At 68.6% G+C, this 21166-nt stretch carries 22 protein-coding genes; 2 read left to right on the top strand and 20 right to left on the bottom strand.

Annotation, left to right across the window (positions count from 1 at the left end):
- Positions 1–3 precede the first annotated feature (3 nt).
- Genes QNO21_RS09270 through QNO21_RS09310 form a run of 9 tightly spaced genes read right to left on the bottom strand, consistent with a single transcriptional unit; the run spans position 4 to position 8783 of the window.
- Positions 4–861: an enoyl-CoA hydratase/isomerase family protein gene (locus QNO21_RS09270; protein WP_257517675.1), complete on the bottom strand. Its 858-nt coding sequence runs from the start codon at positions 859–861 to the stop codon at positions 4–6.
- Positions 862–907: 46 nt separating this feature from the next.
- Complete coding sequence (locus QNO21_RS09275) at positions 908–1714, bottom strand: hypothetical protein (RefSeq protein WP_257517676.1); 807 nt, start codon at positions 1712–1714, stop codon at positions 908–910.
- A gap of 3 nt (positions 1715–1717) precedes the next feature.
- Positions 1718–2839 carry an LLM class flavin-dependent oxidoreductase gene (locus QNO21_RS09280; protein WP_257517677.1) on the bottom strand — a complete coding sequence of 374 codons (1122 nt, stop codon included), beginning with the start codon at positions 2837–2839 and terminating at the stop codon, positions 1718–1720.
- Positions 2840–2879: 40 nt separating this feature from the next.
- Entirely contained in the window at positions 2880–3815 is a 936-nt protein-coding gene (locus tag QNO21_RS09285) for an amidohydrolase family protein (protein ID WP_257517678.1), read from the bottom strand.
- Positions 3816–3827: 12 nt separating this feature from the next.
- Positions 3828–4682: an enoyl-CoA hydratase/isomerase family protein gene (locus tag QNO21_RS09290; protein WP_257517679.1), complete on the bottom strand. Its 855-nt coding sequence runs from the start codon at positions 4680–4682 to the stop codon at positions 3828–3830.
- Positions 4683–4713: 31 nt separating this feature from the next.
- Entirely contained in the window at positions 4714–5697 is a 984-nt protein-coding gene (locus QNO21_RS09295) for an ABC transporter ATP-binding protein (protein ID WP_257517680.1), read from the bottom strand.
- Positions 5694–6839 (bottom strand): ABC transporter ATP-binding protein, encoded by a 1146-nt coding sequence (locus tag QNO21_RS09300; RefSeq protein WP_257517681.1) that lies wholly within the window; start codon positions 6837–6839, stop codon positions 5694–5696. The genes QNO21_RS09295 and QNO21_RS09300 overlap by 4 nt, the downstream gene beginning before the upstream one ends.
- The gene (locus QNO21_RS09305) at positions 6836–7729 is read right to left on the bottom strand and encodes an ABC transporter permease (protein WP_257517682.1); all 894 of its coding nucleotides are present in this window, start codon (positions 7727–7729) and stop codon (positions 6836–6838) included. Before QNO21_RS09305 ends, QNO21_RS09300 begins: the two co-directional genes overlap by 4 nt.
- A complete protein-coding gene (locus QNO21_RS09310) occupies positions 7722–8783 on the bottom strand; it encodes an ABC transporter permease (protein ID WP_257517683.1) in 1062 nt (353 codons plus the stop codon). Before QNO21_RS09310 ends, QNO21_RS09305 begins: the two co-directional genes overlap by 8 nt.
- Positions 8784–8966: 183 nt before the next feature.
- On the opposite strand from QNO21_RS09310, the gene QNO21_RS09315 reads away from it, so the two are divergent.
- A complete protein-coding gene (locus tag QNO21_RS09315; RefSeq protein ID WP_257517684.1) occupies positions 8967–9653 on the top strand; it encodes a GntR family transcriptional regulator in 687 nt (228 codons plus the stop codon).
- Between the two features lie 28 nt (positions 9654–9681).
- On the opposite strand, the gene QNO21_RS09320 is transcribed toward QNO21_RS09315, so the two are convergent.
- The 11 genes from QNO21_RS09320 to QNO21_RS09370 all read right to left on the bottom strand — a co-directional run bounded on the left by QNO21_RS09320 (position 9682) and on the right by QNO21_RS09370 (position 19820).
- Positions 9682–10500: an SDR family NAD(P)-dependent oxidoreductase gene (locus QNO21_RS09320; RefSeq protein ID WP_257517685.1), complete on the bottom strand. Its 819-nt coding sequence runs from the start codon at positions 10498–10500 to the stop codon at positions 9682–9684.
- Positions 10497–11702: a cytochrome P450 gene (locus tag QNO21_RS09325; protein WP_257517686.1), complete on the bottom strand. Its 1206-nt coding sequence runs from the start codon at positions 11700–11702 to the stop codon at positions 10497–10499. The genes QNO21_RS09320 and QNO21_RS09325 overlap by 4 nt, the downstream gene beginning before the upstream one ends.
- Before the next feature lie 55 nt (positions 11703–11757).
- Positions 11758–12879, bottom strand: coding sequence for an NAD(P)H-dependent flavin oxidoreductase (locus QNO21_RS09330; RefSeq protein ID WP_257517687.1), 1122 nt, complete (start codon positions 12877–12879; stop codon positions 11758–11760).
- Positions 12880–12972: 93 nt separating this feature from the next.
- Positions 12973–13773 carry an enoyl-CoA hydratase/isomerase family protein gene (locus QNO21_RS09335; protein ID WP_257517688.1) on the bottom strand — a complete coding sequence of 267 codons (801 nt, stop codon included), beginning with the start codon at positions 13771–13773 and terminating at the stop codon, positions 12973–12975.
- Entirely contained in the window at positions 13770–14546 is a 777-nt protein-coding gene (locus QNO21_RS09340) for an enoyl-CoA hydratase-related protein (RefSeq protein ID WP_257517689.1), read from the bottom strand. Before QNO21_RS09340 ends, QNO21_RS09335 begins: the two co-directional genes overlap by 4 nt.
- Positions 14546–15703, bottom strand: coding sequence for an acetyl-CoA acetyltransferase (locus QNO21_RS09345; protein ID WP_257517690.1), 1158 nt, complete (start codon positions 15701–15703; stop codon positions 14546–14548). The genes QNO21_RS09340 and QNO21_RS09345 overlap by 1 nt, the downstream gene beginning before the upstream one ends.
- Positions 15700–16095, bottom strand: a complete 396-nt coding sequence (locus QNO21_RS09350; RefSeq protein WP_257517691.1) for a Zn-ribbon domain-containing OB-fold protein — start codon at positions 16093–16095, stop codon at positions 15700–15702. Before QNO21_RS09350 ends, QNO21_RS09345 begins: the two co-directional genes overlap by 4 nt.
- Positions 16092–16487 (bottom strand): MaoC/PaaZ C-terminal domain-containing protein, encoded by a 396-nt coding sequence (locus QNO21_RS09355; RefSeq protein ID WP_257517692.1) that lies wholly within the window; start codon positions 16485–16487, stop codon positions 16092–16094. Before QNO21_RS09355 ends, QNO21_RS09350 begins: the two co-directional genes overlap by 4 nt.
- A complete protein-coding gene (locus tag QNO21_RS09360) occupies positions 16484–16948 on the bottom strand; it encodes an FAS1-like dehydratase domain-containing protein (RefSeq protein WP_257517693.1) in 465 nt (154 codons plus the stop codon). Before QNO21_RS09360 ends, QNO21_RS09355 begins: the two co-directional genes overlap by 4 nt.
- Positions 16945–19059, bottom strand: coding sequence for an acetate--CoA ligase family protein (locus QNO21_RS09365; RefSeq protein ID WP_257517694.1), 2115 nt, complete (start codon positions 19057–19059; stop codon positions 16945–16947). The genes QNO21_RS09360 and QNO21_RS09365 overlap by 4 nt, the downstream gene beginning before the upstream one ends.
- Positions 19056–19820 carry an SDR family NAD(P)-dependent oxidoreductase gene (locus QNO21_RS09370; RefSeq protein WP_257517695.1) on the bottom strand — a complete coding sequence of 255 codons (765 nt, stop codon included), beginning with the start codon at positions 19818–19820 and terminating at the stop codon, positions 19056–19058. Before QNO21_RS09370 ends, QNO21_RS09365 begins: the two co-directional genes overlap by 4 nt.
- A 307-nt stretch (positions 19821–20127) precedes the next feature.
- Between QNO21_RS09370 and QNO21_RS09375 the strand changes: the two genes are divergently transcribed.
- Complete coding sequence (locus QNO21_RS09375; RefSeq protein ID WP_257517696.1) at positions 20128–21165, top strand: acyl-CoA dehydrogenase family protein; 1038 nt, start codon at positions 20128–20130, stop codon at positions 21163–21165.
- The last annotated feature ends 1 nt before the right edge of the window (position 21166 follow it).

Consider the following 21166-nt stretch of genomic DNA (forward strand, 5'->3'; position numbering starts at 1 on the left):
CGGTTATCGCCCCTCGTACGCTCGCGGTTCGCGCTTCTCGGCGAACGACGCCGCGGCCTCCGCATGATCGGTGGAAAGCATGGTGAGGCTCTCGAGCGCGTAGCCCTCGGAGGCATACTGCGCCACGGCCGCCTTCACCCGGTTGTTGAGCGCGCGCTTGGTCCACCGGAACGCGAGCGGCGGAAGCGCGGCCATCGCCGCAGCCTGCTCCAGCGCGCGTTCCAGCACCTCGTCGCGCGGGGCCGCCTCGTCGGCCAGGCCCCACTCCACGACCTCGTCGCCGAGCAGCAGTCGTCCGGTGAGGACGAGGGAGCGCGCCCGGCGCGCGCCGATGAGCTCGGCCAGGAGCACCGCCTGCGGTGCGACCAGCCCGCGCTTGACGTGCGGGTCGCCGACCTTGGCGTCGTCCGCCACGACCACGTAGTCGCAGAGCATCGCGATGCGCAGGCCCGCGCCCACCGCATGGCCGTTGACGGCGGCGATGACGGGCACGTCGACCTCGAGCAACGCCGTCATGAAGTCGGCGGCCCGGTCGACGGGCAGTCGCTTCACCCACGCGGGGTTGGTCGAGGGGTCCATGCGCTTGGAGCGCTCCCCCATCACCTTGACGTCGCCGCCGGCGGAGAAGACCTTGCCTCGACCGACGATGACGATGGCCCGCACGGTCGGGTCGTCTCGAACGATCCGGAAGAACCGGAGCAGCTCCGGCGTCATCGCCGTCGTCGGGTTGGGGCGATCCGGGTCGGCGCCGAGCGTCACGATGGCGATGCCGTCGTCTACGCCGACCTGGATCGCCTCGAACGCCGGATACTCCGGAACCGGCGAATCCTCGAACACGCGGTCCTCAGACTCACTGGCCATGGGGTGCTCCTTCATTGGTGCGTGGTGGTGCTGTCGAGCGGGCGGGTCAGCGGATGGCTGTTGTCCCGAACAGGGCCGGCTGGGAGACATCCGACACGAACTTGATCTCGCGGAATGTCACATCGGCCGTTCCGGCGACCGCGGAGACAGGATATGTCGGCACGACACCGCCTCGTCCCCACGCCTCGGACACGAACGCGTCGATGCGCGGGCGGCCGAGGTCGGCGCTGTGGAAGGTCCAGTCGGCACCCGCCTGCACGAGCTTGGGTCCGAGCGGGGTGTGCGCGATGTTGACGTTGGCATTGAGGCCGAACGAGGTTCCGTTGGTCGGCCACGGCTCGACCATCCGCACCTTGAGGATCGTCTGACCCTCGTCCTCGACCTCGAGCACCGTCTCGTCCGCCCAGCGGCGCAGGCTCACGCGGTCGGCGACGCGCAGCCGGTAGCCCCATCCCTCGGCGAGGGCCTTGGCGGCCTCCGCGTTGTCCGTGCGACCCTCGATGAGGAACACACGGGGCCGGAAGCCGGCCCGCACGACCAAACGGGTCTCGGCCAGGGTCACCGGGCCCCACGGGGTCTCAGGCAGGTGCAGTCCACGCCACGAGACGAAGCTCGGGTTGGTCGGCGCCAGCGCCGGCGGGATCTGCTCCTCGAGCGAGCCCATGGGGATCTCGGCGAAGACCTGGATCAGCTCGGCTCGTTCGAACGTGATCGGCTCGACGTCGAGGTTCGGCATCACCGGCGCGTCCGCGAGCAGCAGCTCGGGGTCGAGCTTGCCGAACTCGGCGTAGTCGGCGATGTGCTTGATCGTCTCGGAGCTGCCCGTGATCTTGGGCCCAGCGGTCTCCGACATGGCTTACACCTTCCTCAGGCCCGTGGCGACCGGCGCTGCCAGCTCCCCGGGGGACTTGAACTGGGGCATGACGTACTTCGCGAAGTTGCGCAGACTCTCCATGACGTCCTCGTGGGAGAGCACCTCGGATGCCTGGATGACGAAGTTCATGCCATCGACGCCGATGGACTCCCAGTGCTTGACGACCTCGATGATGCGGTCGGGCTCGCCGATCGCCAGGCCCTCGGGGATGCCTGTCGCATCACCGGGGCCGAGCGCCTCCTGGCGGAGCGTCGGCAGGAACCCGCCGATCTGGTACAGCGGCGACGGGTACACCTCCTTCACGGGGACCGTGTGGGCGGTGTTGTGGTTGAAGGTGTCGAGCATGACGCGTCCGCGCTGGGCCGCCGTCTCGTCCAGGCCGCAGTGCATGAAGTTGACGACGTGAACCTGCTCGTTCACGGCGGGACCGATCGGTTCGCAGTTCTGGATGCGTCGGCGGTAGTTCTTGATCTTCTCTTCCTGAGCCTTGTAGTTGCCGATGCTCAGACCGAAGACGCCGAGACCGCGGTCGGCGGCGTCGAACTCGGTGCCGGGGCTGGTCACCGCGACCCACAGGGGCGGGTGCGGATCCTGCAGCGGCTGGGGCACGATGGCGCGCTCGGGCATCTTGAAGAAGCGCCCGTTGGGGTTCGAGTACGACGGGTCGGTCCACATCTTCGGGAGCGCCCGGACGTACTCGTCCCACGACTGCTTGGTGTCGTGCGGCTCGGCGGCGTAACCGCCCAGCTCCAGCCACGTGTTCGAGCGGCCGGTGCCGACGTCCAGGCGGCCGTTGGAGATGATGTCGAGTACGGCGGCGCGCTCGGCGATGTGCGCCGGGTGGTTCACCGGCGGCGTGCACACCACGATGCCGTGGCCGATCCGGATGCGCTTGGTGCGCACCGCGGCAGCGGTGAGGAACACCTCGGGCGCCGTCGAGAAGGAGTGCGGCGGCGAGAAGTGGTGTTCGACCGCCCACATGTGGTCGAACCCGAGCTCGTCGGCGAGGGTGATCTGGTCGAGGGCGTCGTCATAGATCTTCTTGACGTCCTCGCGGGTCGAGCCGGGAGGTCCCCCGAGCTCGAAGAGCAGACCGAACTTCATCGGTGGCCTTCTTTCTGTCGATTCAGGATGCCGTAGATCATCACTTGCCCGCGCGCTCGTCCTGCGCGTCGAGGATCTTCTTCATGTTGGAGTACATGAACTTCTCGATCACGTCCTCGGGCAGGTCGAGGTTGCGCGCGTCGGTGACGGCCTTGGTGAGGTTGATCAGCGGGTAGTCGGTCCCGAAGATCACCTTGTCGGCGCCGGGTTGTGCGTGCCAGCGTCCGTTCATGAACTCCAGCAGCTCTTTGGGATAGCGCTTGGGTGACCAGGCCGACGTGCAGATGTAGAGGTTCTGGTGCTTCGCCGCCAGATGGGTCATCATGCCGACCCAAGGGTCGCCGATGTGATGACCGACGACCGTCAGCTCGGGGAAGGCGAGGCAGACATCGTCGAGGTGCAGCGGGTAGTTGGGGTGCGTGGGCCACAGCGGTCCCGGCATCCCGATGTAGGTGAACACGAACAGGTCGAGCTCGACGCACTTGGCGAACAGCGGGTAGAACCAACGGTCGCTCGGCGGAAGGCCGTAGGGGCTCGGCAGGATGTGCACCCCGCGGATGCCGTACTTCTCCTTGTGCTCCTCCAGGATGCGCGGGTTCTCCATCACGTCCCAGAATGTGGCGGGTCCCTGCTTGGGCGGGAGGATCGTGCCGGCGTGCTCGTACTGCCCGGGGAACTGGTTCATGATGTCGACGTGCTCGAGGATGCGGCTGTCGAGTTCGGCGCGGGTGCTCTGGTAGTACAGCGATGCCTGGAAGATGGCCAGCTCGACGTTGTTGTCCACGAGCTCCTGCCGGCTCTCGGCGGCCGTGGCGGGCTTGGTCACCGGCTTGTCACCGCCCTGGTCGAAGAAGCGCATGGCGCGGGCTCGCTGCGGGTCCTGGCGCCATGACTCCTGGTCACCGAAGGTGTCGGCGGTGGTCGCCGCCCAACCCGGGTGATAGAAGGCATCGATGACGGGTCCGTTGTAGGGCACGTTGTCTCCTGTTCAGTGGCTCTTGATCGTGACGTCAGCGTCAGGGTCAGGGTCGGTCGCCGGCGTGGCCGGCGCGGAAGGTCCCGCCATGACGGCGAGAACTCGGGCGAGGTATTCGCGGTACTCCCCCGACGCGGCGGCGGCGTACTGCTGGACGCCCTCCGCGCGGACTCCGGAGGTCAGGTCGCCGAGGGCGCTGGCATCCACCAGGTTTTTCACCATGCCGAGCGCTCCCGCGGGAGAATGGCGCAGTTCGGCGATGAGGTCGTCCACAGTGTCGTCCACCGCGCCGGGCTCGCACACGCGCGCCACCATGCCCCGATGACACGCCTCCTCCGCACCGATCCAGCGTCCGGTGAAGAGCAGGTCTCGCGCGATCGCGGGGCCGAGCAGTCGGGGAAGCATCACCGTGGTGCCCGCATCCGGCAGGAAGCCGATGCGGGTGAAAGTGAAGCGCATGCGCGCGTCGCGCTCCATGACGACCATGTCGCTTGCGAGGGCCACCGCTGCGCCGGCACCCACGGCTGCACCGCGGACTCCGGCGATGACGATCTGAGGCATCGCCCGCAACGTGAGGATCGTTCCGGACATCCGCTGCCAGTAGTCCGTGACGTAGTCGTCGGGTAGGCCGTCGGCGAGTTCGCGCAGGTCGCCACCGCTGGAGAACACCCCACCGGCGCCACCCAGCACGACGAACCGCAGATCCTGCCTCCCCGCGATCTGCGAGAGCACGAAGGCGAGCTCGTGGTACATGGTGCGCGAGACCGCGTTGCGCGTCTGCGGGTCGTCCAGCGTGACGTGGATGGTGTCGCCCGCCGTGCGGACACAGATGCGCTCCGTCCCCACCACGGTCGTCAACTCGTTCACGTAGCCATCATTTCTGATCAAACATCAAATGTCAACTATTCAGGACGGGAATCAAGGGGAAATGGCAGGCGACGGAGTGCGTCTCCGAAACCGGGGTGAGAGCCGGCTCGATCTCCGCACAGATGGGCTGGGCGAGCGGGCAGCGCGTGCGAAACCGGCAACCCGACGGCGGGTTCACCGGCGAGGGCGGGTCGCCCGCGATCGCCGCCCGGGGCTCCGGCGCGAACGGATCAGGTTCGGGGATCGATTCGAGCAGCGCAAGGGTGTACGGATGCGCGGGCGACGCGTACAGCGACTCGGAATCGCCGACCTCGACGACCTTGCCGAGATACATCACCATCACGCGATCCGAGATGTTCTTCACCACCGCGAGGTCGTGCGCGATGAACAGGATCGACAGGTCGAACTCCGCCTGCAGGTCCTCGAGCATGTTCAGGACGGTGGCCCGCAGCGAGACGTCCAGCGAGGACACCGGCTCGTCGCAGACCAGCACCTTCGCACCGGCGACCAATGCGCGCGCGATCGCCACCCGCTGGCACTGGCCACCGGACAGCTGCGTGGGCTTGCGGTCTCCGTAGTCGTCGGGGTTGAGTCCGACCGCCCGCAGCATCTCGTCGGCTCGCACCATTCGTTCCGCACGGGTTCCGCGACGCCAGATGGTCAACGGTTCGGCCACGATCTGCCGCACGGTACGGCGCGGGTTCAGGGATGACACCGGATCCTGGAACACCATCTGCAGCTCCGGACGGAGCCGTCTCACCTGCTCGGCGCTCATGGTCGTCAGATCGGCGCCTTCGAAGGTCACCGACCCCGACTTCGGAGCGGGGAGCTGGAGCACGGCACGCGCCATGGTGGACTTCCCGCAGCCGGACTCGCCGACGACACCGAGGGTCTCGCCGGCCTTCAGCTCGAAGCTGACCTGCGACACGGCGTAGACGGTACCCGCGCGGGTCGCGTACTCGACGACGAGGTCCTCTACCGCCAGGCGCACCTCGGACTTCGAATCCACGCTCATGCCGTCTCCTCGATCAGCTGGTGCGCCGCCGCCGCTGCTGCGGCGACGACGGCGGCGTTCTGGGCGGCCACTCTGGCCTCGGTTTCCGCGCGCGCGGTCTCGTACTCGGCTGTACCGACCGGGAACCAGCAGCGGTACAGGTGATCGGGGTCGTCCGCACTGGCGACCAGGGGCGGAGCGCTGGCGCGACAGGTCTCCTGGGCTGCCGGGCACCGCGCAGCGAAGCGGCACCCCGCCGGCGGTGCCGCCAGGTTGGGCGGATGACCCGGGATCGCCTTCAGCCGGGTGTGGCTCGGCTCATCGAGCTTCGGCAGCGCGTCCAGCAGCGCCCGGGTGTACGGCATCTTCACGTCTGTGAACAGCGCGCGCGTGGGCGCGCTCTCCACGATCTGCCCGGCGTACATCACCACGATGTGGTCAGTGCGGGTCGCGACGACTCCGAGATCATGGGTGACCAGGACCATCGTCATCTGCCGCTCCCGCTGCTGCCGCGCCAACAGATCGAGGATCTGCATCTGCACCGTGACGTCCAGCGCGGTGGTCGGTTCGTCCGCGAACAGCAGGCGGGGATTGCCGGAGAGCGCGATCGCGATCCCTACGCGCTGGCGCATGCCGCCGGACATCTGGTGCGGATACACCTTCATGCGCCGCTCGGGCTCCGGAATCCCGACGCTGCGCAGCAGTTCCACGCCCCGGGCGCGGGCCTGCTTCTTGGACAGCTTCGGATCGTGCCGGCGCACCGTCTCGACGACCTGGGCACCGATCTTCTTCACGGGGTTGAGAGAGGTGAGCGGATCCTGCAGGACCATCGCGATCTCACTGCCCCACATCCGCCGCACCTTCTTGCGCGTCAGCGCGGTGAGCTCGATGCCGTCGAAGACGATCTCGCCACTGCGCTCGATGCGGGTGCCGGGCGAGACCAGGCCCATGATCGATCGCGCGAGCACCGACTTGCCCGACCCCGACTCCCCCACCACCCCCAGCGTCTGGCCGAGGCGCGCGGTGATGCTGACGTCGTCGACGGCGGTGACCGGGGCGGACCCGGCGGTGAACACGGTGCTGAGGTGGCGGACGTCGAGGATCACGTCTCCCACCGCGGTCGCAGCGGCGGCGGATGCGTCGACACGGATGTCGTTGGTCATAGCGTCACTTCCGTTCGCCCCGCGGTCCGACCGCGGAGGTAGTCGCCGATGAAGTTGAAGGACAGCACCGTCAGCAGCAGCACGAGGGAGGGGAACAGCACGATGTACGGCGCGGTGTACAGCAGCGTGCGGCCGCCGGCGATCATGCTCCCCCAGCTGGCGGTGGGCGGCTGGATGCCGAACCCGAGGAAACTGAGCGAGCCCTCCGCGACCATCACGACCGCGACGACGACGAAGGCGTAGGCCAGGATCGACGGCAGCACGTTGGGGAAGACCTCGCGCATCAGCGTCCGCTGCCGACGCGAGCCGAGCACCGTCGCGGCCGTCACGAAGTCGCGCTGGGTCCATACGAGGGTGTTGGCACGCGCGAGACGGGTGAACGTCGGAATCATCACCGCGCCCAGGCCGACGATGAGAACCGGTGCACTGGACCCCCGGATCGCGACAAGGACCATGATGAAGATGAGCGAGGGGAAGGCCAGGACGATGTCGACGAACACGCTGATCACACTGTCGACCCACCCCCGGTAGTACCCGGCGAGCAGTCCCAGCGCGAGGCCGACCGTGAGCCCGAGCGCCACCGCGACGAAGCCGACCTGCAACGATGCCTGCGCACCCCAGATCAATCGGGACAGCATGTCGCGACCGAGCTGATCCGTCCCGAGCACGTGACCGGGCATGGGAGGTGCAGCGATGTGTTCGTAGTCCGGGGTGTTCGGGTCCGCCAGCGGCAGGAGCGGCGCGAAGGTCGCTGCCAGCACGATCAGGGCCGACCATGCCATGGCCACCCAGACCGCGACGGGGACGCGACCGGCGCGCCGTCGCGGCTTGACAGGGACCAGCACCTCAGCGGCCGGTGCTTCCTCCGCGATCGTCTTGACGTCAGCCACGATCCGCCCTCACTCTCGGGTCCAGCAACAGGTAGAGAAGATCGATCAGGATGTTCACGAAGACGTAGAACACGGCGATGACCGCGACGATCGCCTGGATCATGATGAAGTCGCGGGCGTTGATCGAGTCGACGAGCAGGCGCCCGACACCGGGCAGGGCGAAGAGCGTCTCGATGACCACGGCGCTGCCGATGAGGCGCGCGGTGTTGATCCCGGCGAGCGTGACCAGCGAGAAGGACGACGGGCGGAACACCTGACGGAAGAGGATGTTCATCGTCGACATCCCCTTCGCCTGCGCCGCCAGCACGAAGTCCTCCTTCATCGTCGCCTGCATGTCTCCACGCAGCAGCCGCTGGTAGATGCCGGCAGGCTCGAGGGACAGTGCAAGCGCGGGCAGGATCATCGTCGCCAGGTTCGGCCCGAGACCGTCAGTCAGGGGCACGAACCCGGACGCCGGCAGCCATCCGAGGGTGACCGCGAAGACGAAGACCAGGAACAGCCCGACGACGAAGTGGGGCGCCGAGATGGCCGCGAACGACCAGGCGGTCCCGATCCGGTCCACGATCCCGTTGGGACGATAGACCGCCCACACCGCGAGGACGACAGCGGTGACGAGCGCGATGATCTGCACGAGCAGCATGAGCTCGACGGAGACGGGCAGGCGCTGCAGGATCGCCTCGCCGACCGGCTGGCCGGTGCGGTAAGAGGTGCCCAGATCGCCCTGCAGCGCGGACATGACCCAGTCCAGATAGCGCACCAGCACCGGATCGTCGAGACGGAGTTCGCTGCGCAGCTGCGCGACCTGGTCGGGGCTGGCGTCCTCACCGAGGATGGCCCGCGCCGGATCGCCGGGCAGGAAGTCGAGCATCAACGACACCAGGAATGTCACGGCGACGAGCACGATCAGCAGGTGACCGAGCTTCTTCGCGGTGAAGCCGAGCCAGCGCGGAGGAACGTACCGGCGCCTGACGGTGCGCGTGGAGATCGTCACCGTCGGTGGTGGGCCTGATCGCTTGTTGGTGTGCGCAGCGATCGACGGAGGTTGGGCTGTCATCCGTTCGACACCTCTCTGTGCTCGTGGATACCAGAAAATATATCTGATCAATCATCGGATGTGAATGATCATCTGAAAGGAATGCTCATGTGATCCAATTCGGGAGTCTCCACTGAAATCCGCGCGCTGCGTTGCTAGTGTTCTCAGCGACAACATTCGATACCTGATCAAGGAACCGCTCCAATGGCCAAAAACCATGCACGGCTCGATCGCCCAGCCGCTCGGCCGAAGCTCGCCGACGAGATCGCCGAATCGCTACGCCAGGCGATCCTGCGCGGCGTGTACGAGAAGGACGCGAAGCTGGGGATGGAGGAACTCGCCGAGGAACTCGGTGTGAGCATCATGCCCGTGCGCGAGGCCCTGATCGCCCTCAGCAACGAGGGCCTGGTCACTGCGGAGCCCCGTCGCGGTTTCCGCGCAAACCCGCTGACGCAGGCGGACCTCGACGACATCTTCCAGATCCAGGCGCAGCTGGGGGGCATCCTGGCCGCGCGTGCAGCCAGCGAGGCCACTGCGGAGGACGTCGAGACGCTGCGCCGCCTGCATGCCGAGCTGGAGGAAGCGAGTCGGCTTCCCGTCGGCGAGGAACGGTCCGCGCTGCTGGAACAGCTGAACGGGGCTTTCCACCGTCACATCAACAAGATCCCGACGGGCGACCGCCTGCGCTGGTTCTTGCGTCTGACGAATCGCTTCGTGCGCCGCGACCTGTTCGACTCGGTGCCCGGCATGACCGAGGGCGCACTGCGCGACCACCCCGCGATCATCGACGCCATCGCCGCCGGCGATGCGGACGCTGCCCGCGCACTCATGGAGTCCCACTTCATCCAGGGTTCCGACCTGGTCGGCTACACCCTCCCCGCCGACGACTAGCGCCGCCGGCGGGCGGTTAACCGCCCGCTCACCAGGGCCGACCGCCGTTGCAGTGGATGACCGCGCCCGTCGTATAGGACGCGGCATCCGAAGCCAGGTAGAGAACGGCCGCCGACACCTCCTCCGGGCTCCCGATGCGTCCCATCGGGATGCCACCGGACTCCACCAGCGCGCGCCCGTAGGCGAACCGCGGCTGGCCGTCTTCGGTGACGATGCCCGGGCACACCGCGTTGACGCGGATCAGCGGCCCGCATTCTTCCGCGAGGTGGCGCGTCAGCATCCACAGCGCGGCTTTGCTCGACGAATAGGCGGGCAGCCCGGGGGTGGTGCGGAACGCCGCACCCGAGAGCACGTTGATGACGGATGCCGGCCGACCGGCCGCGATCGACGGTCTCAGGAGGCGTCCGGTCAGCTCCAACGGTCCGAACAGATTCGTGTCGAACACCTCGCGGAAGATCCCACGGGGGATGTCGAAGGTGTGCAGGTCCCGCGTCGCACCGGTGAGGTGTGCGTTGTTGACGAGGACATCGACGGTCTCGAACTCCTGCAGCACCGTGTCCGCGATGCGTTCGGGACCGTCGTTCGCCGAGACATCGCCGACGACGGTCGTCACCTCGCCGGCCGGGACAAGGTCCCGCAACCCCGCTCGCGCGGCGGCGAGCTGCTCCTCCTTGCGCCCCGTGATCACGACGGCGGCGCCCGCCTGCAGCAGCGCCGCGGCGATCTCCAGCCCGATGTTCTTGGACCCGCCGGAGACCACCGCGACGCGGCCGTCGAGCCGGAACGCGTCCGGCGCTAGCCCTCGCGGCTGGTGAATACCGGCGATGCCGGCCGAGATGTCGCTCACGCGCCGCTTGCGACGGGCAGGTGCTCGATCGCCTCGGACATCGTCTCCTTCTGGGTCACCGGCTCGCCGACGACCTTCAGATGCGGGAAGCGGCGGAACAGCGCCGCCAGCGAGGCCTGCAGCTCGAGGCGTGCGAGCGGAGCGCCGAGGCATGCGTGCACACCGTAACTCAGGGACAGGTGCGGGTTCTCCTCGCGCGTGACGTCCAGCTCGAGCGGACGCTCGAACACGCTGTCATCGTGGTTCGCGGCGTTGCGGTTGACCATCACGACCTCGTCCTTGCGGATCGTGATGTCGCCGATCTCGATGTCCTCGAGTGCCACGAACGGCATGCCGATGTTGCGCACACCACTGCCGACCGACTGGCGACCGTGCCGCAGCAGCTCCTCCACGACGGGCACGATGCGCCCGTTGATGTCCTCGAGGAAGTGTTCGAGCTGCGCCGGGTGCCGCAGCAGTGCGAGTGCGCCGTTGCCGATGAAATTGGCGGTGTTGTCGAACCCGGCCACGAGGATCAGCATGGCGATCGAGATCATCTCGTCCTCGCTGAGCGTCCCTTCGCCCTCCGGGATGTTGGCGAGGACGGAGAGCAGGTCTCCACCGTCCCCACCTCGCTTGCGGGCGATCTCGGCGCGAAGATACGCGACGCACTCCGCCTCGACGGCCGCAACTTCCCCCGCACCGAGCCCGGCACCGGTGCCGAACAGCACCTGGTTCCAGCGCAGGAAATCGGCCGCCATCCCGCGGTCCGCACCGAGGACCCTCGTGAGCGCGAAGATCGGCACCGGGACCGCGTAGTCCTGGACGAGATCGAACTGGGGGCCGCGCTGCTCTATGGCGTCGAGCAGGCGCTCGCACTCCGCCTCGATCTCGGACTGCAGGGCCCTGATCTGACGAGGCGCGAACCACTTGCCGACCGAGCGACGCAGCCGCGCATGCTCAGGGTCGTCCTTGAACAGCAGCGTCCGGGTGAGGTACACGGGAAACTTCGCCTTGTAGGGGATGTCGCCCCGAGTGACCAGCGGCTCCCGCCCGACACGCGGATCGGCGAGCATCTCGCGGGCGAGCTCATGGCCGAGGACCATCCAGACGTCACCGCCGGTCGGGACGGCGACCCGCGCCAGGGGCGCCTCGTCGAGGATCGCCTTGGCCTGTTCGGTCGTGGTCGGGGTGTCGTACACGGCTCGCGGGGTCGACATCATCGTCTCTCCTGTCTCGGGGCGACGCAGACGCCGCCGCCATGGTGGGTGTGCGGATTCAGCCCATCAATTCGTCGCGCAGCGACGCGAGGCGGTCGAGCGTCTCGGCGTACTCCTCCACGATCTCGAGGATGATCCGGTTGCACGACTTGATGGCGTTCATGCGGGTGACCCCCTGGCCCACCGGACCACCGACGAGGTCCCACACACCGGCACGCCGGGCGCGGTCGGTGTACTCCGAGTAGAGCATCTGCTGCAACGGCATCGGCAGGTTGCCCGGGCTGTCCGGCCCGTCCCACGCCTCGGTCCAGGGCGTGCGGATCTGACGGTTGTACTTGCCCGTCTGGGACTTGGAGCGCACGGTGTCACTCGAGGTCATCTCGAGCATGTGCTCCTTGACGCGCTGGTCGGTGGACGACTCCTGCGAGGTCAGCCAGATCGACCCCGTCCAGATGCCCTCGGCACCGAGCGCCATCGCCGCCGCCATCTGCCGACCGGTCGCGATCCCGCCCGCCGCCAGAACGGGTGTCCCATCAGCGGCATCCACAACATCCGGGGTCAGCACCATCGAACCGATGTCGCCGGTGTGCGCGGCAGCCTCGTACGACTGGGCGATGTAGACGTCGATGCCGGTACCGGCACTCTTGGCGATATGCTCGGGCTTCCCGACGAGCGCACCGACTTTGGCGCCCCGCGCATGCGCCCGCTCGATCGTCTCGACCGGAGGAGCACCCAGTCCACTGACGAGGAACGGGATGTCGTGGGCGAAGACGGCTTCCAGCTGCGCTGCACCATATGACGCGCTCAGCCCTTTCGCTCCGAAGCGGCGTGCCGCGTCGACCGGCATCGGCACCTGGTAGCGGTCCATCAGCGCTTCCGCGAACGCACGGTGCCCCTCGGGGATGAGCTTGTCCAGATCCGCCACGAGACTCTCGGTATCGGTGAGGCCCTGCTCCCGGTCGGCCGTCTTCGCGGGCATCACGACGTCCACTCCGAACGGAACGTCGCCGCACTGCTCCTTGAGCCAGGCGATCTCGACGTCGATCTCGTCGGGGGACATCGCCACCACGCCGAGCACGCCCATACCGCCGGCTTTGGAGACCGCCGCCACGACGTCACGGCAGTGGCTGAAGGCGAAGATCGGGTACTCGATGCCGAAGTCACGACTGAGCTTGTTCATCTACGGGCACATCCTCGGAGAAGGGAAGTTTTGATATTCGATCATATTTGTGAATCGTCGCGCATTCAAGCTCGGGGATTCGGCCGATCCGGATCAGCGGCCCTCGAACGCCGGTGTGCGCTTGTCCATGAATGCGGAGGTCGCCTCGCGATGATCGTCGGACAGGAAGGTCACGGCCTCGCTCCACAGTCCGTGATCGAGCACCAGCTCCACCTTCTGCCGCACGATCCGGTTCAGCGTCGACTTCGTGCCCTGCACGGCCAGCGGCGCAAGACCCGCCAGCTTCTCGACCACGGTCCGCGCCTCGTCGTCCACGGTCTCTGCGGCGACTGCGCGATACACCAGGCCCCACTCGGCAGCCAGCGCACCGGTGATGCGCTCGCCCGTGAGCAGATGGAAGCGCGCGCGGCCGAGGCCCGCCAACAGCGGCCACATGACCGCTCCCCCGTCCCCGGCGACGACGCCGATGTTCACGTGAGTGTCGGCGAGCACCGCATCCTCCGCGGCGATCACGACGTCCGAGAACAGCGCGATCGTCGCGCCGAGCCCCATCGCGTACCCGCGTACGGCGGCGACGATGGGCTGCGGAACAGCCAGCAGCGCATCGACCAGCTCGCGACCGCCCATCACGGCGAGCGCGCGTTCGGCGGGTGTCGGCGGCACCTCGGGCGTCCGGAAGTCAGCGACATCCGCCCCCGAGCAGAACGACCGCCCTTCACCGCGGAGCAGCACCACCCGTACGCACTTGTCGGCGCGGGCGCGTTCCAGGGCGGCGACGAACTCGCGGTGCATCTGCCCGGTGACCGCGTTGTGGCGCGCGGGGCGGTTGAACGAGATCGTCATCACCCCGTCGGCGACGTCGACCAGCACGGGCGAAATCTCGACATCGGTCACGACTGCTCCTTCTCCGGGGTCTTCGTCCCCATGTTCTCGGCCACACGCGCGCGGGCGGCCGCACGCTCGGGATCGGACACTGCGAGTTGCTGGAGGTCGACCTCGAGATCGAGGTTCGTGGCCAGCAGGCGCCGACCCTCGACCCACAGCATCCGCTTCGTCAGCCCGTACGCACGCCCCGGAACGGCGGCGAGCCGCTTCGCGAGGGCAACCGCGGCGGGTAGCGGCTCGTCGACGACAGCCTCGAACACGTCGCGCGCCAGCGCCTCGTCGGCGAGCATGGGTTCGCCACCGGCCAGCCAGCGGAGGGCGCGGGCATAGCCGAGCACTCGCGCGGCGAGATAGCCCACGCCGGAGTCCGGCACGAGACCGATCGTGGCGAAGGCCGGGACGAGCTTCGCCGCGGGCGCGGCGATGCGCGCGTCGGCGGCGAGCAGCAGCGCGAGGCCCGCCCCCGCCGCCGGACCGTTGACCGCCGCCACGACCGGCTTCTCCAGCGCGATCAGGGCGAGCACCATCGGGTGGTAGGTGGCGCGCAGGCTCTCGCGTGCAACATCGCCGGTACGCGCGTCCCGGAGGTCCGCCCCCGCGCAGAAGCCGCGGCCGGCGCCCGTGAGGACCACGGCGCGCACATCCGACTGTGCGGCGCGAGCGAACACGCGGGTGAGTTCGAGGGAAAGCGCCACCGACAGCGCGTTCATCGCCGCGGGTCGGTTCAGTGTCACCACGAGCACGCCCTCTTCGAGGCGGGTCAGCACGATGTCCTGCGTCATCACAGCTCCGAGGAGAGGATCGCGGTGACCTGGCTCGACAGCTGGCCGCCGTTGCCGTGGGCGAGCGCCGTCGTCGCACCCGCCACCTGACGCTCGCCGGCATCGCCGCGCAGCTGGCGGACCGCTTCGATCAGGGCGAAGATGCCGTACATGCCGGGGTGGCAGAACGACAGGCCGCCGCCGTTGGTGTTGACCGGCAGCGCTCCCCCCGGTGCGATCCGTCCGCCCTCGACGAAGGCACCACCTTCACCCTTCGCGCAGAAGCCGAGATCCTCGAGGAAGAGGATCGGGTTGATCGTGAAGGCGTCATACAGCTCCAGCACGTCGATGTCGGCCGGCCGCAGGCCCGCCATCTCGAACGCCCGCCGCCCGGACTCCCGTGCCGAGGTCGTGGTCAGATCCGGCATCTGCGAGATCGAGCGATGCGAATGCGCCTCGCCCGCTCCGAGCACGTACACCGGCGCGGTCCCCCGGTCGGTGTACGCATCGGCGCGCGTCATCACGATCGCGCCACCACCGTCGGTGACCAGGCAGCAGTCCAGCGTCGTGAAGGGCGTCGCGACGACGCGCGCGGACAGCACGTCCTCGACGGTCAACGGGTCGCGTTTGAACGCCTTCGGGTTCAGCTGCGCCCAGCGCCTCGCCGCAACGGCGACTTCGGCGAGTTGCTCCCGCGTCGTGCCGAACTCGTGCATGTGCCGCGCGGCGGCGAGGGCGTATCCCGTGACGGGGTGCACCGGGCGGGCCGCCGCCTCATAGCTCGGCAGCTCCGGCGGGTACGGGAGCCGGCCGGGTCGGCGCTGGTCGGTGCGCTGGGTGCTCCCGTACGCGATGAGGGCGACTTTGCAGGCCCCCGCCTGGAGGGCGAGTGCGGCGTGGTGCACATGGCTCACGAACGAGCTGCCCCCGATCATCGTGCCGTCGGTGAACGACGGAGCGATGCCGAGATACTCGCCGACATCGAGGTTCGACATCATCCGGCCGCCCACCGCGGTGAACAGCCCGTCGACCTCCGACTTCGCGATGCCGGCATCGGCGAGCGCGCCCGCCACCGCCTCACCCAGGAGATCGAGCGGGAAACGGTGCGGTCCGACCTCACCGAGTTCGGATTCGGCCACCCCGCGGATCACGGCGGACCCGCGCAGCGCGTGCGTCATCGTGGCCCCTCCTCGGCGAAGACGAAGCGGGGCTCGGCCTCGGGGTTGCCCACGTCGACAGCGCCGCGCACCCGCGAGCCGATCGCGTACGCACCGGCGTCGTCCGTCGCCGAGCCCATGACGCGGAAGCCCTCGTCGAGGTCGACGAGCAGCACATGACGGCCGCCGCCGTCGCGTGCGGGAAGGTAGGTCGCGGAGTAGACGACCCCGACGCCCGCGCTATCGCGCCATTCGAGCTCCACCGAACCGCAGTGCGGGCACAGCACACGGGGGTAGAACACCGCGCGCTCACACGACCAACAGTGCTGGAAGGGGATACGTCCTTCCGCACGACGTGCGGCGAACGTCGCCCAGGGCGCCGGTTCGGCGGGGACCAGATCGGCCGCGGTCACGGCTGCGTCTCCGCGGTCCCGGTGATCGCGACACGTCGATCACGGCCGTCCGCGGCCGCTTCGACGGTCACGTCGAACGTCCGACCGGAAGCTGTCCCGGCGTCCGTCTCGCGAACGGTCACGGTCAGGGTGTCGCCCGGCCACACCTGCCCGACGTAGCGCACCGCGAAACGGCGCAGGGCCAGCGGACCGATCGCTTCGGCAAGTGCGGCGCCGGCGAGCCCGGCGGTGTACAGACCGTGCGCGAAGACCGACGGATACCCGGCTGCACGAGCGAAGGTCTCGTCGTGATGGATCGGGTTGAAGTCGCCTCCGGCACCGGCGTATCGCACCAGGTCGGTGCGGGTCACCGGCCCGAAGTCCCGCTGGAGGACGAGGTCACCGACACTCATGCGGCACTCCCCTCGTCGACGGGACCGAACTGGATGATATTCGAGGTGTACCGCTGGACCACCTCGCCGTCGCGTGCGTAATCGGTGCGCACACGGATCACGGCCATAGGGCCACGGCTGCCAACCTTCTCGACGACGGACTCGACGGTGGTGACCGCCTCGAGCCGGTCCCCGGCGACGATGGGCGACAGGTACTCCCATTCCCCTCCGCCGGCGAGCACGCGCGTGAGATCGAGGCCGAGTGCGGGCGATGATGCCGGGGCGGACCAGTGCGCGCTCGCCGCGCTGAAGGTCGGCGGAGCGAGGACCCCGGACAGGCCGGCTGCGGCCGCGGCGGCCGGGTCGCGAAAGAGCGGATCCGTCGCCTGCACCGCGCGGGCGAACTCGGCGACCTTGCCCTCCTCGACGACGAACCGGAACGGCTCCGCGGTCGTGCCGACGAGCTCGCTGAGACGGCTCACGACGTGCTTCCCGTCCGGTCGAACACGATGAGGGCGTCGGCGGCGACCGCCCGACCCTCGTGGACCCGGACGGGGTTGACATCGATCTCGACGATCTCGGGCGCATCGAGCGCCAGTCGCCCCACGGCGACCGCGGTCCGCGCCAGCTCATCGAGTTCGGCCTCGTCGAGACCGCGGGCGGCCGATGTGATCCGCCCATCGAGCAGCCCTGCGATCGTCCGGCGGGCCATCTCGTGCGAGAACGGCGCGTGCAGCAGCACCGCTGCGGCCATGATCTCCACGGCCACGCCCCCGAGCCCCACGGCGACGACCGGGCCGAAGACGGGATCGCGGCGCATCCCCACGGTGAGCTCGAGCCGGGCGGGCACCATCTCCTGTGCGAGCACGCCGACGACCTCTGCGTGCGGGGCCTTGCGTGCGACCTCCGCGAGCATGTCGTCGGTCGCCTGGACCGCGTCAGCGGCCCGCACACCGAGCCGGATCGCACCGTACTCCGTTTTGTGCGGAAGATCGTAGCTCATGGCCTTGAGTGCGATCGGACCCGAGATCTCTCCCGCGAAGGCCGCGGCATCCGTCCCGTCGATCGCCAGACGCTCGCGCGTCACCGTGACGCCGTAAGCGGCCAGGAGCGCCTTGGCATCGTGCTCCAGCATGGTGGGCCGGCCCGCGGCCGGCATCAGCAACCGCGGCAGATCGGTCGGTGCCGCACCCTGCACGCCGGCATCCTCAAGGGGCGTTCGCTGCGACTGGCGGGCAACCGCCGCGAGCGAGCGCATCAGCCGGTGCGGGTCGAGATAGATCGGCACGCCCGCGGCCTGGAACTTGTCCATGTAGCCGGTGGACAGCACGAAGTACGGCTTGTCGGTGGACAGGTACGTCTCGACGATCCGGTCGTTCGAGGCGAACTCGCCCTGCCACGTCACGACCGCCATGCTGTCGTACGTGTCCAGATCCCGGACCGCATCCAGCACCAAGCCGAACGACTGCGGCGATGCCGTCCCCTGCGCGGTGATGTCGACGGGATTCTCGATGCTGCCGTAGAACGGCTGGGGCATGACGGCCGTGATCCGCTCCACCGCCTCCGCCGGCGGCGGCGGGACCTCCAGGCCGGAGGAGGCCGCGGCATCCGTCAGCAGCACGCCGGCGCCGCCGGAAGCGGTGACGATACTCACCGCGCCGCGACGGGCACGCCGGCCGTCCTGGAACGCCAGGCCGAGATCGATCAGCTCCTCCATCGAGTGGGCGATGTGGATGCCGTACTGCCGGCACACCGCGTCGAGCACATCCGCCGAGCCGGTGACCGAGGCGGTGTGGCTCATCGCGGCGCGCGCGGCCGCCTCGGTGCGCCCGGCTTTGAGCAGCGCGATCGGCTTGTCGAGCTCGTGGGCGCGGCGTGCGGCTCGGATGAGCGTCTCGGGCTCCTTGAGCGACTCGCTGAACACGAGCACCGTGCCCACCTCCTCGCGCTCGACCAGGTGCTCGACCGCATGGGCGAGCACAACGCCTGCTTCGTTGCCGGTGGAGACGAAGTAGCCGAGTCGGATGCCGGCGCGCAGTGACGCGTTCGTCAGATACGACGCGAAGCCGCCGCTCTGCGAGACCAGCGCGACGGGCCCGGGCTCGGGCAGGGCGACCGCGCCGGACATGGCGAAGTTCGCCATGACACCCTCGTGGAGGTTCATGTAGCCGATGCAGTTCGGGCCGAGGACCCGGATGCCGGTCTCCTGGACGATGCGGGCGAGCTCGGCCTGACGGGCGATGCCCTCCGGCCCGGACTCCGAGAATCCCGAGCTCAGCAGCGTCACTCCGCCGACGCCCTTCGTGGCCAGCCGGGCGACGGCGGCAACGGCCTGCTCGGCCGGAACCGCGACGATGGCCATGTCGACGCCGTCCGGCAGCGCATCGACGTCCGCCACCACCGGCAGCCCGGCGAGGAGGTCGGCGCGGGGGTTCACCGGGTAGATCTCGCCCGCGAAGAGTCGCACGATGTTGTCGAGCAGCTGCGTGCCGATGCGTCCCGGCTTGTCGGAGGCGCCGACGACGGCGATGGAGCGCGGAGAGAGCAGCCGGGTCAGGTCGGACACGCTGACCGCCATGGCGTCCGCGCTCATCGGACCATCATCGATCCGCCGTCGACCGACAGCACCTGGCCGGTCATGTAGCTCGACGCGGAACTGGCCAGGAACATGTATGCCGGCGCGATCTCCTCGGGCTCGGCGAAGCGGCGCAACGTGCTCTTGCTGGGATCAGCACCGAACTTGGGATCGGTCATGACCTTCCGCGTCATGTCGGTCAGCGCCGCGGGCGCGACGGCATTGACGAGGATGTTGTAGCGCCCCAGCTCCTTGGCGGCGCTGCGCATGAGGCCGAGCATGCCGGACTTCGCCGCCGCGTAGTTGACCTGGCCGATCGATCCGTTCTGCGCGGTCGACGACGAGGTGAAGATGATCCGGCCGCCACCGGCTTCGATCATGGGCTCGACGACCTCCTTCAGCCAGTAGAACGAGGCGTTGAGGTGGACCCCCATCACCTGTTCCCACTCCTCGTCCGTCATCTTGCGGATCATGGCGGGGCGTGTGATGCCGGCATTGCTCACGAGGACGCGAATGGGACCCAGACTCGCGGTGACGGATGCGACCGCGGCACGCACGCTCTCGCGCTTCGCGACGTCGCAGCCGATCGCCACGGCGCGACCGCCGGCATCCTCGATCTCGCGCACGACCGCCTGCGCGGCGCGCTCCTGGACGTCGATCACGGCCACGTGGGCGCCGTGCTCGGCGAAGGCGAGGGCGATCGAGCGGCCGATGCCCTGGGCTGCTCCGGTGACGGCGACGACAGTGCCCTCGAACTCGGACGGGGACCACGGACTCATGGGCAGCTCCTTTGATGCTGAATCCGATTCGGAAAGAATCGAGCAGTTCATTCGTAGCCGTCCACTGCTACAGTGTCAAATACTTGATCAGAAATCTTCTCCGCAATGATGCGTCGAAAATGCCTTTGATCTGGGATTGCTAGACCAAACAGTCGGCGACCCCGACCACGGCACTCCGGACGCAGTCCTCAAAACCCGCGGACCGCATCGGCTCGGCCGACGCGGCGAAGCGGGTCCGAGGATGAATCTGATTCACACATCACCTTTCAGCACACGCACGAATCCAGCACACGCACGAAGGAGTCGCATGCAGGCACTCATCGACGAGACGCAGCAGGAGTTCCGGGAGCTGGCGGACGACATCGCCGCCTCCATCGGGATCACGAACCCGTCCGACATCGACGGCGCCGATCCCCTGGCGGGATGGCGCACACTCCAGTCCGCGGGCGTCCTCGAGCTGCGCGAGCGCACAGACGGCGCACCGCTGGCCGGCGGCGTCGAGGTCGCACTGCTGTCGCAGGCGCTCGGGGCCGCCCTGTCCCCCGCCCCGTATCTGGCCGGCGGGGCGCTGGCGGTGGATCTCATCAGCCGCTCCGGCGACGTCAACGGCTGGCTGCCGGGACTGCTCGCCGGCACCGATCACTACAGCCTGCTGCTGACCCCGGCGTTGGATGCGCTCGGCGGCACCGCCGGCGAACCGGGCGTCCTGTGGGGAGCCTCCCGAGACGCCGGCTTCGCCGTCACCGTGCTGCGTGGCGATGACGGCGTGATCCGTGTCGCCCGGCGCCCGATCGCCGGCGCGCGCAGGCTCGACTCCATCTCGCTCACCAACGAGCTGTGGGAACCGCCCGTGGAGGCCGAATGGGAGCCCGGGGGCACACTGTCTCAGGACGACCTCGACCGATTCACCGCACTCGCGCTGACCGGACTCGCCGCCGACACCGCGGGCGCCCTCCGCGCGGCGCTGACGGGAGTGGTGGAGTACTCGAAGCAGCGAGTCGCCTACGGCGTGCACATCGGATCCTTCCAGGCCGTGCAGCACATCGCCGCCGAGGCGCACGTGGCCATCGAGGCCATCGCCGCGGCGGTGAACTACGCGGCATGGGCCGTCGACGAACTCGATGCCGATGCAGCTCTGCTCGCGGCACGCACCGCGAAGGCCGTCGCCGCGCGCAACGGGCGCCCGACCGCAGAGGCCGTCATGCAGCTCTACGGAGGTATCGGCCAGACCTGGGAGCACATCGCGCACTTCTACACGCGCCGCGCCATCTTCGACACCGTCCTGTTCGGCGGCGAGGACGCGCAGCTGCGAGCGATCGCCGACGCACGACTCGGAGGAGAGTGAC

The sequence above is a fragment of the Microbacterium sp. zg-Y818 genome, assembly GCF_030246905.1.
Taxonomy (GTDB): Bacteria; Actinomycetota; Actinomycetes; order Actinomycetales; family Microbacteriaceae; genus Microbacterium.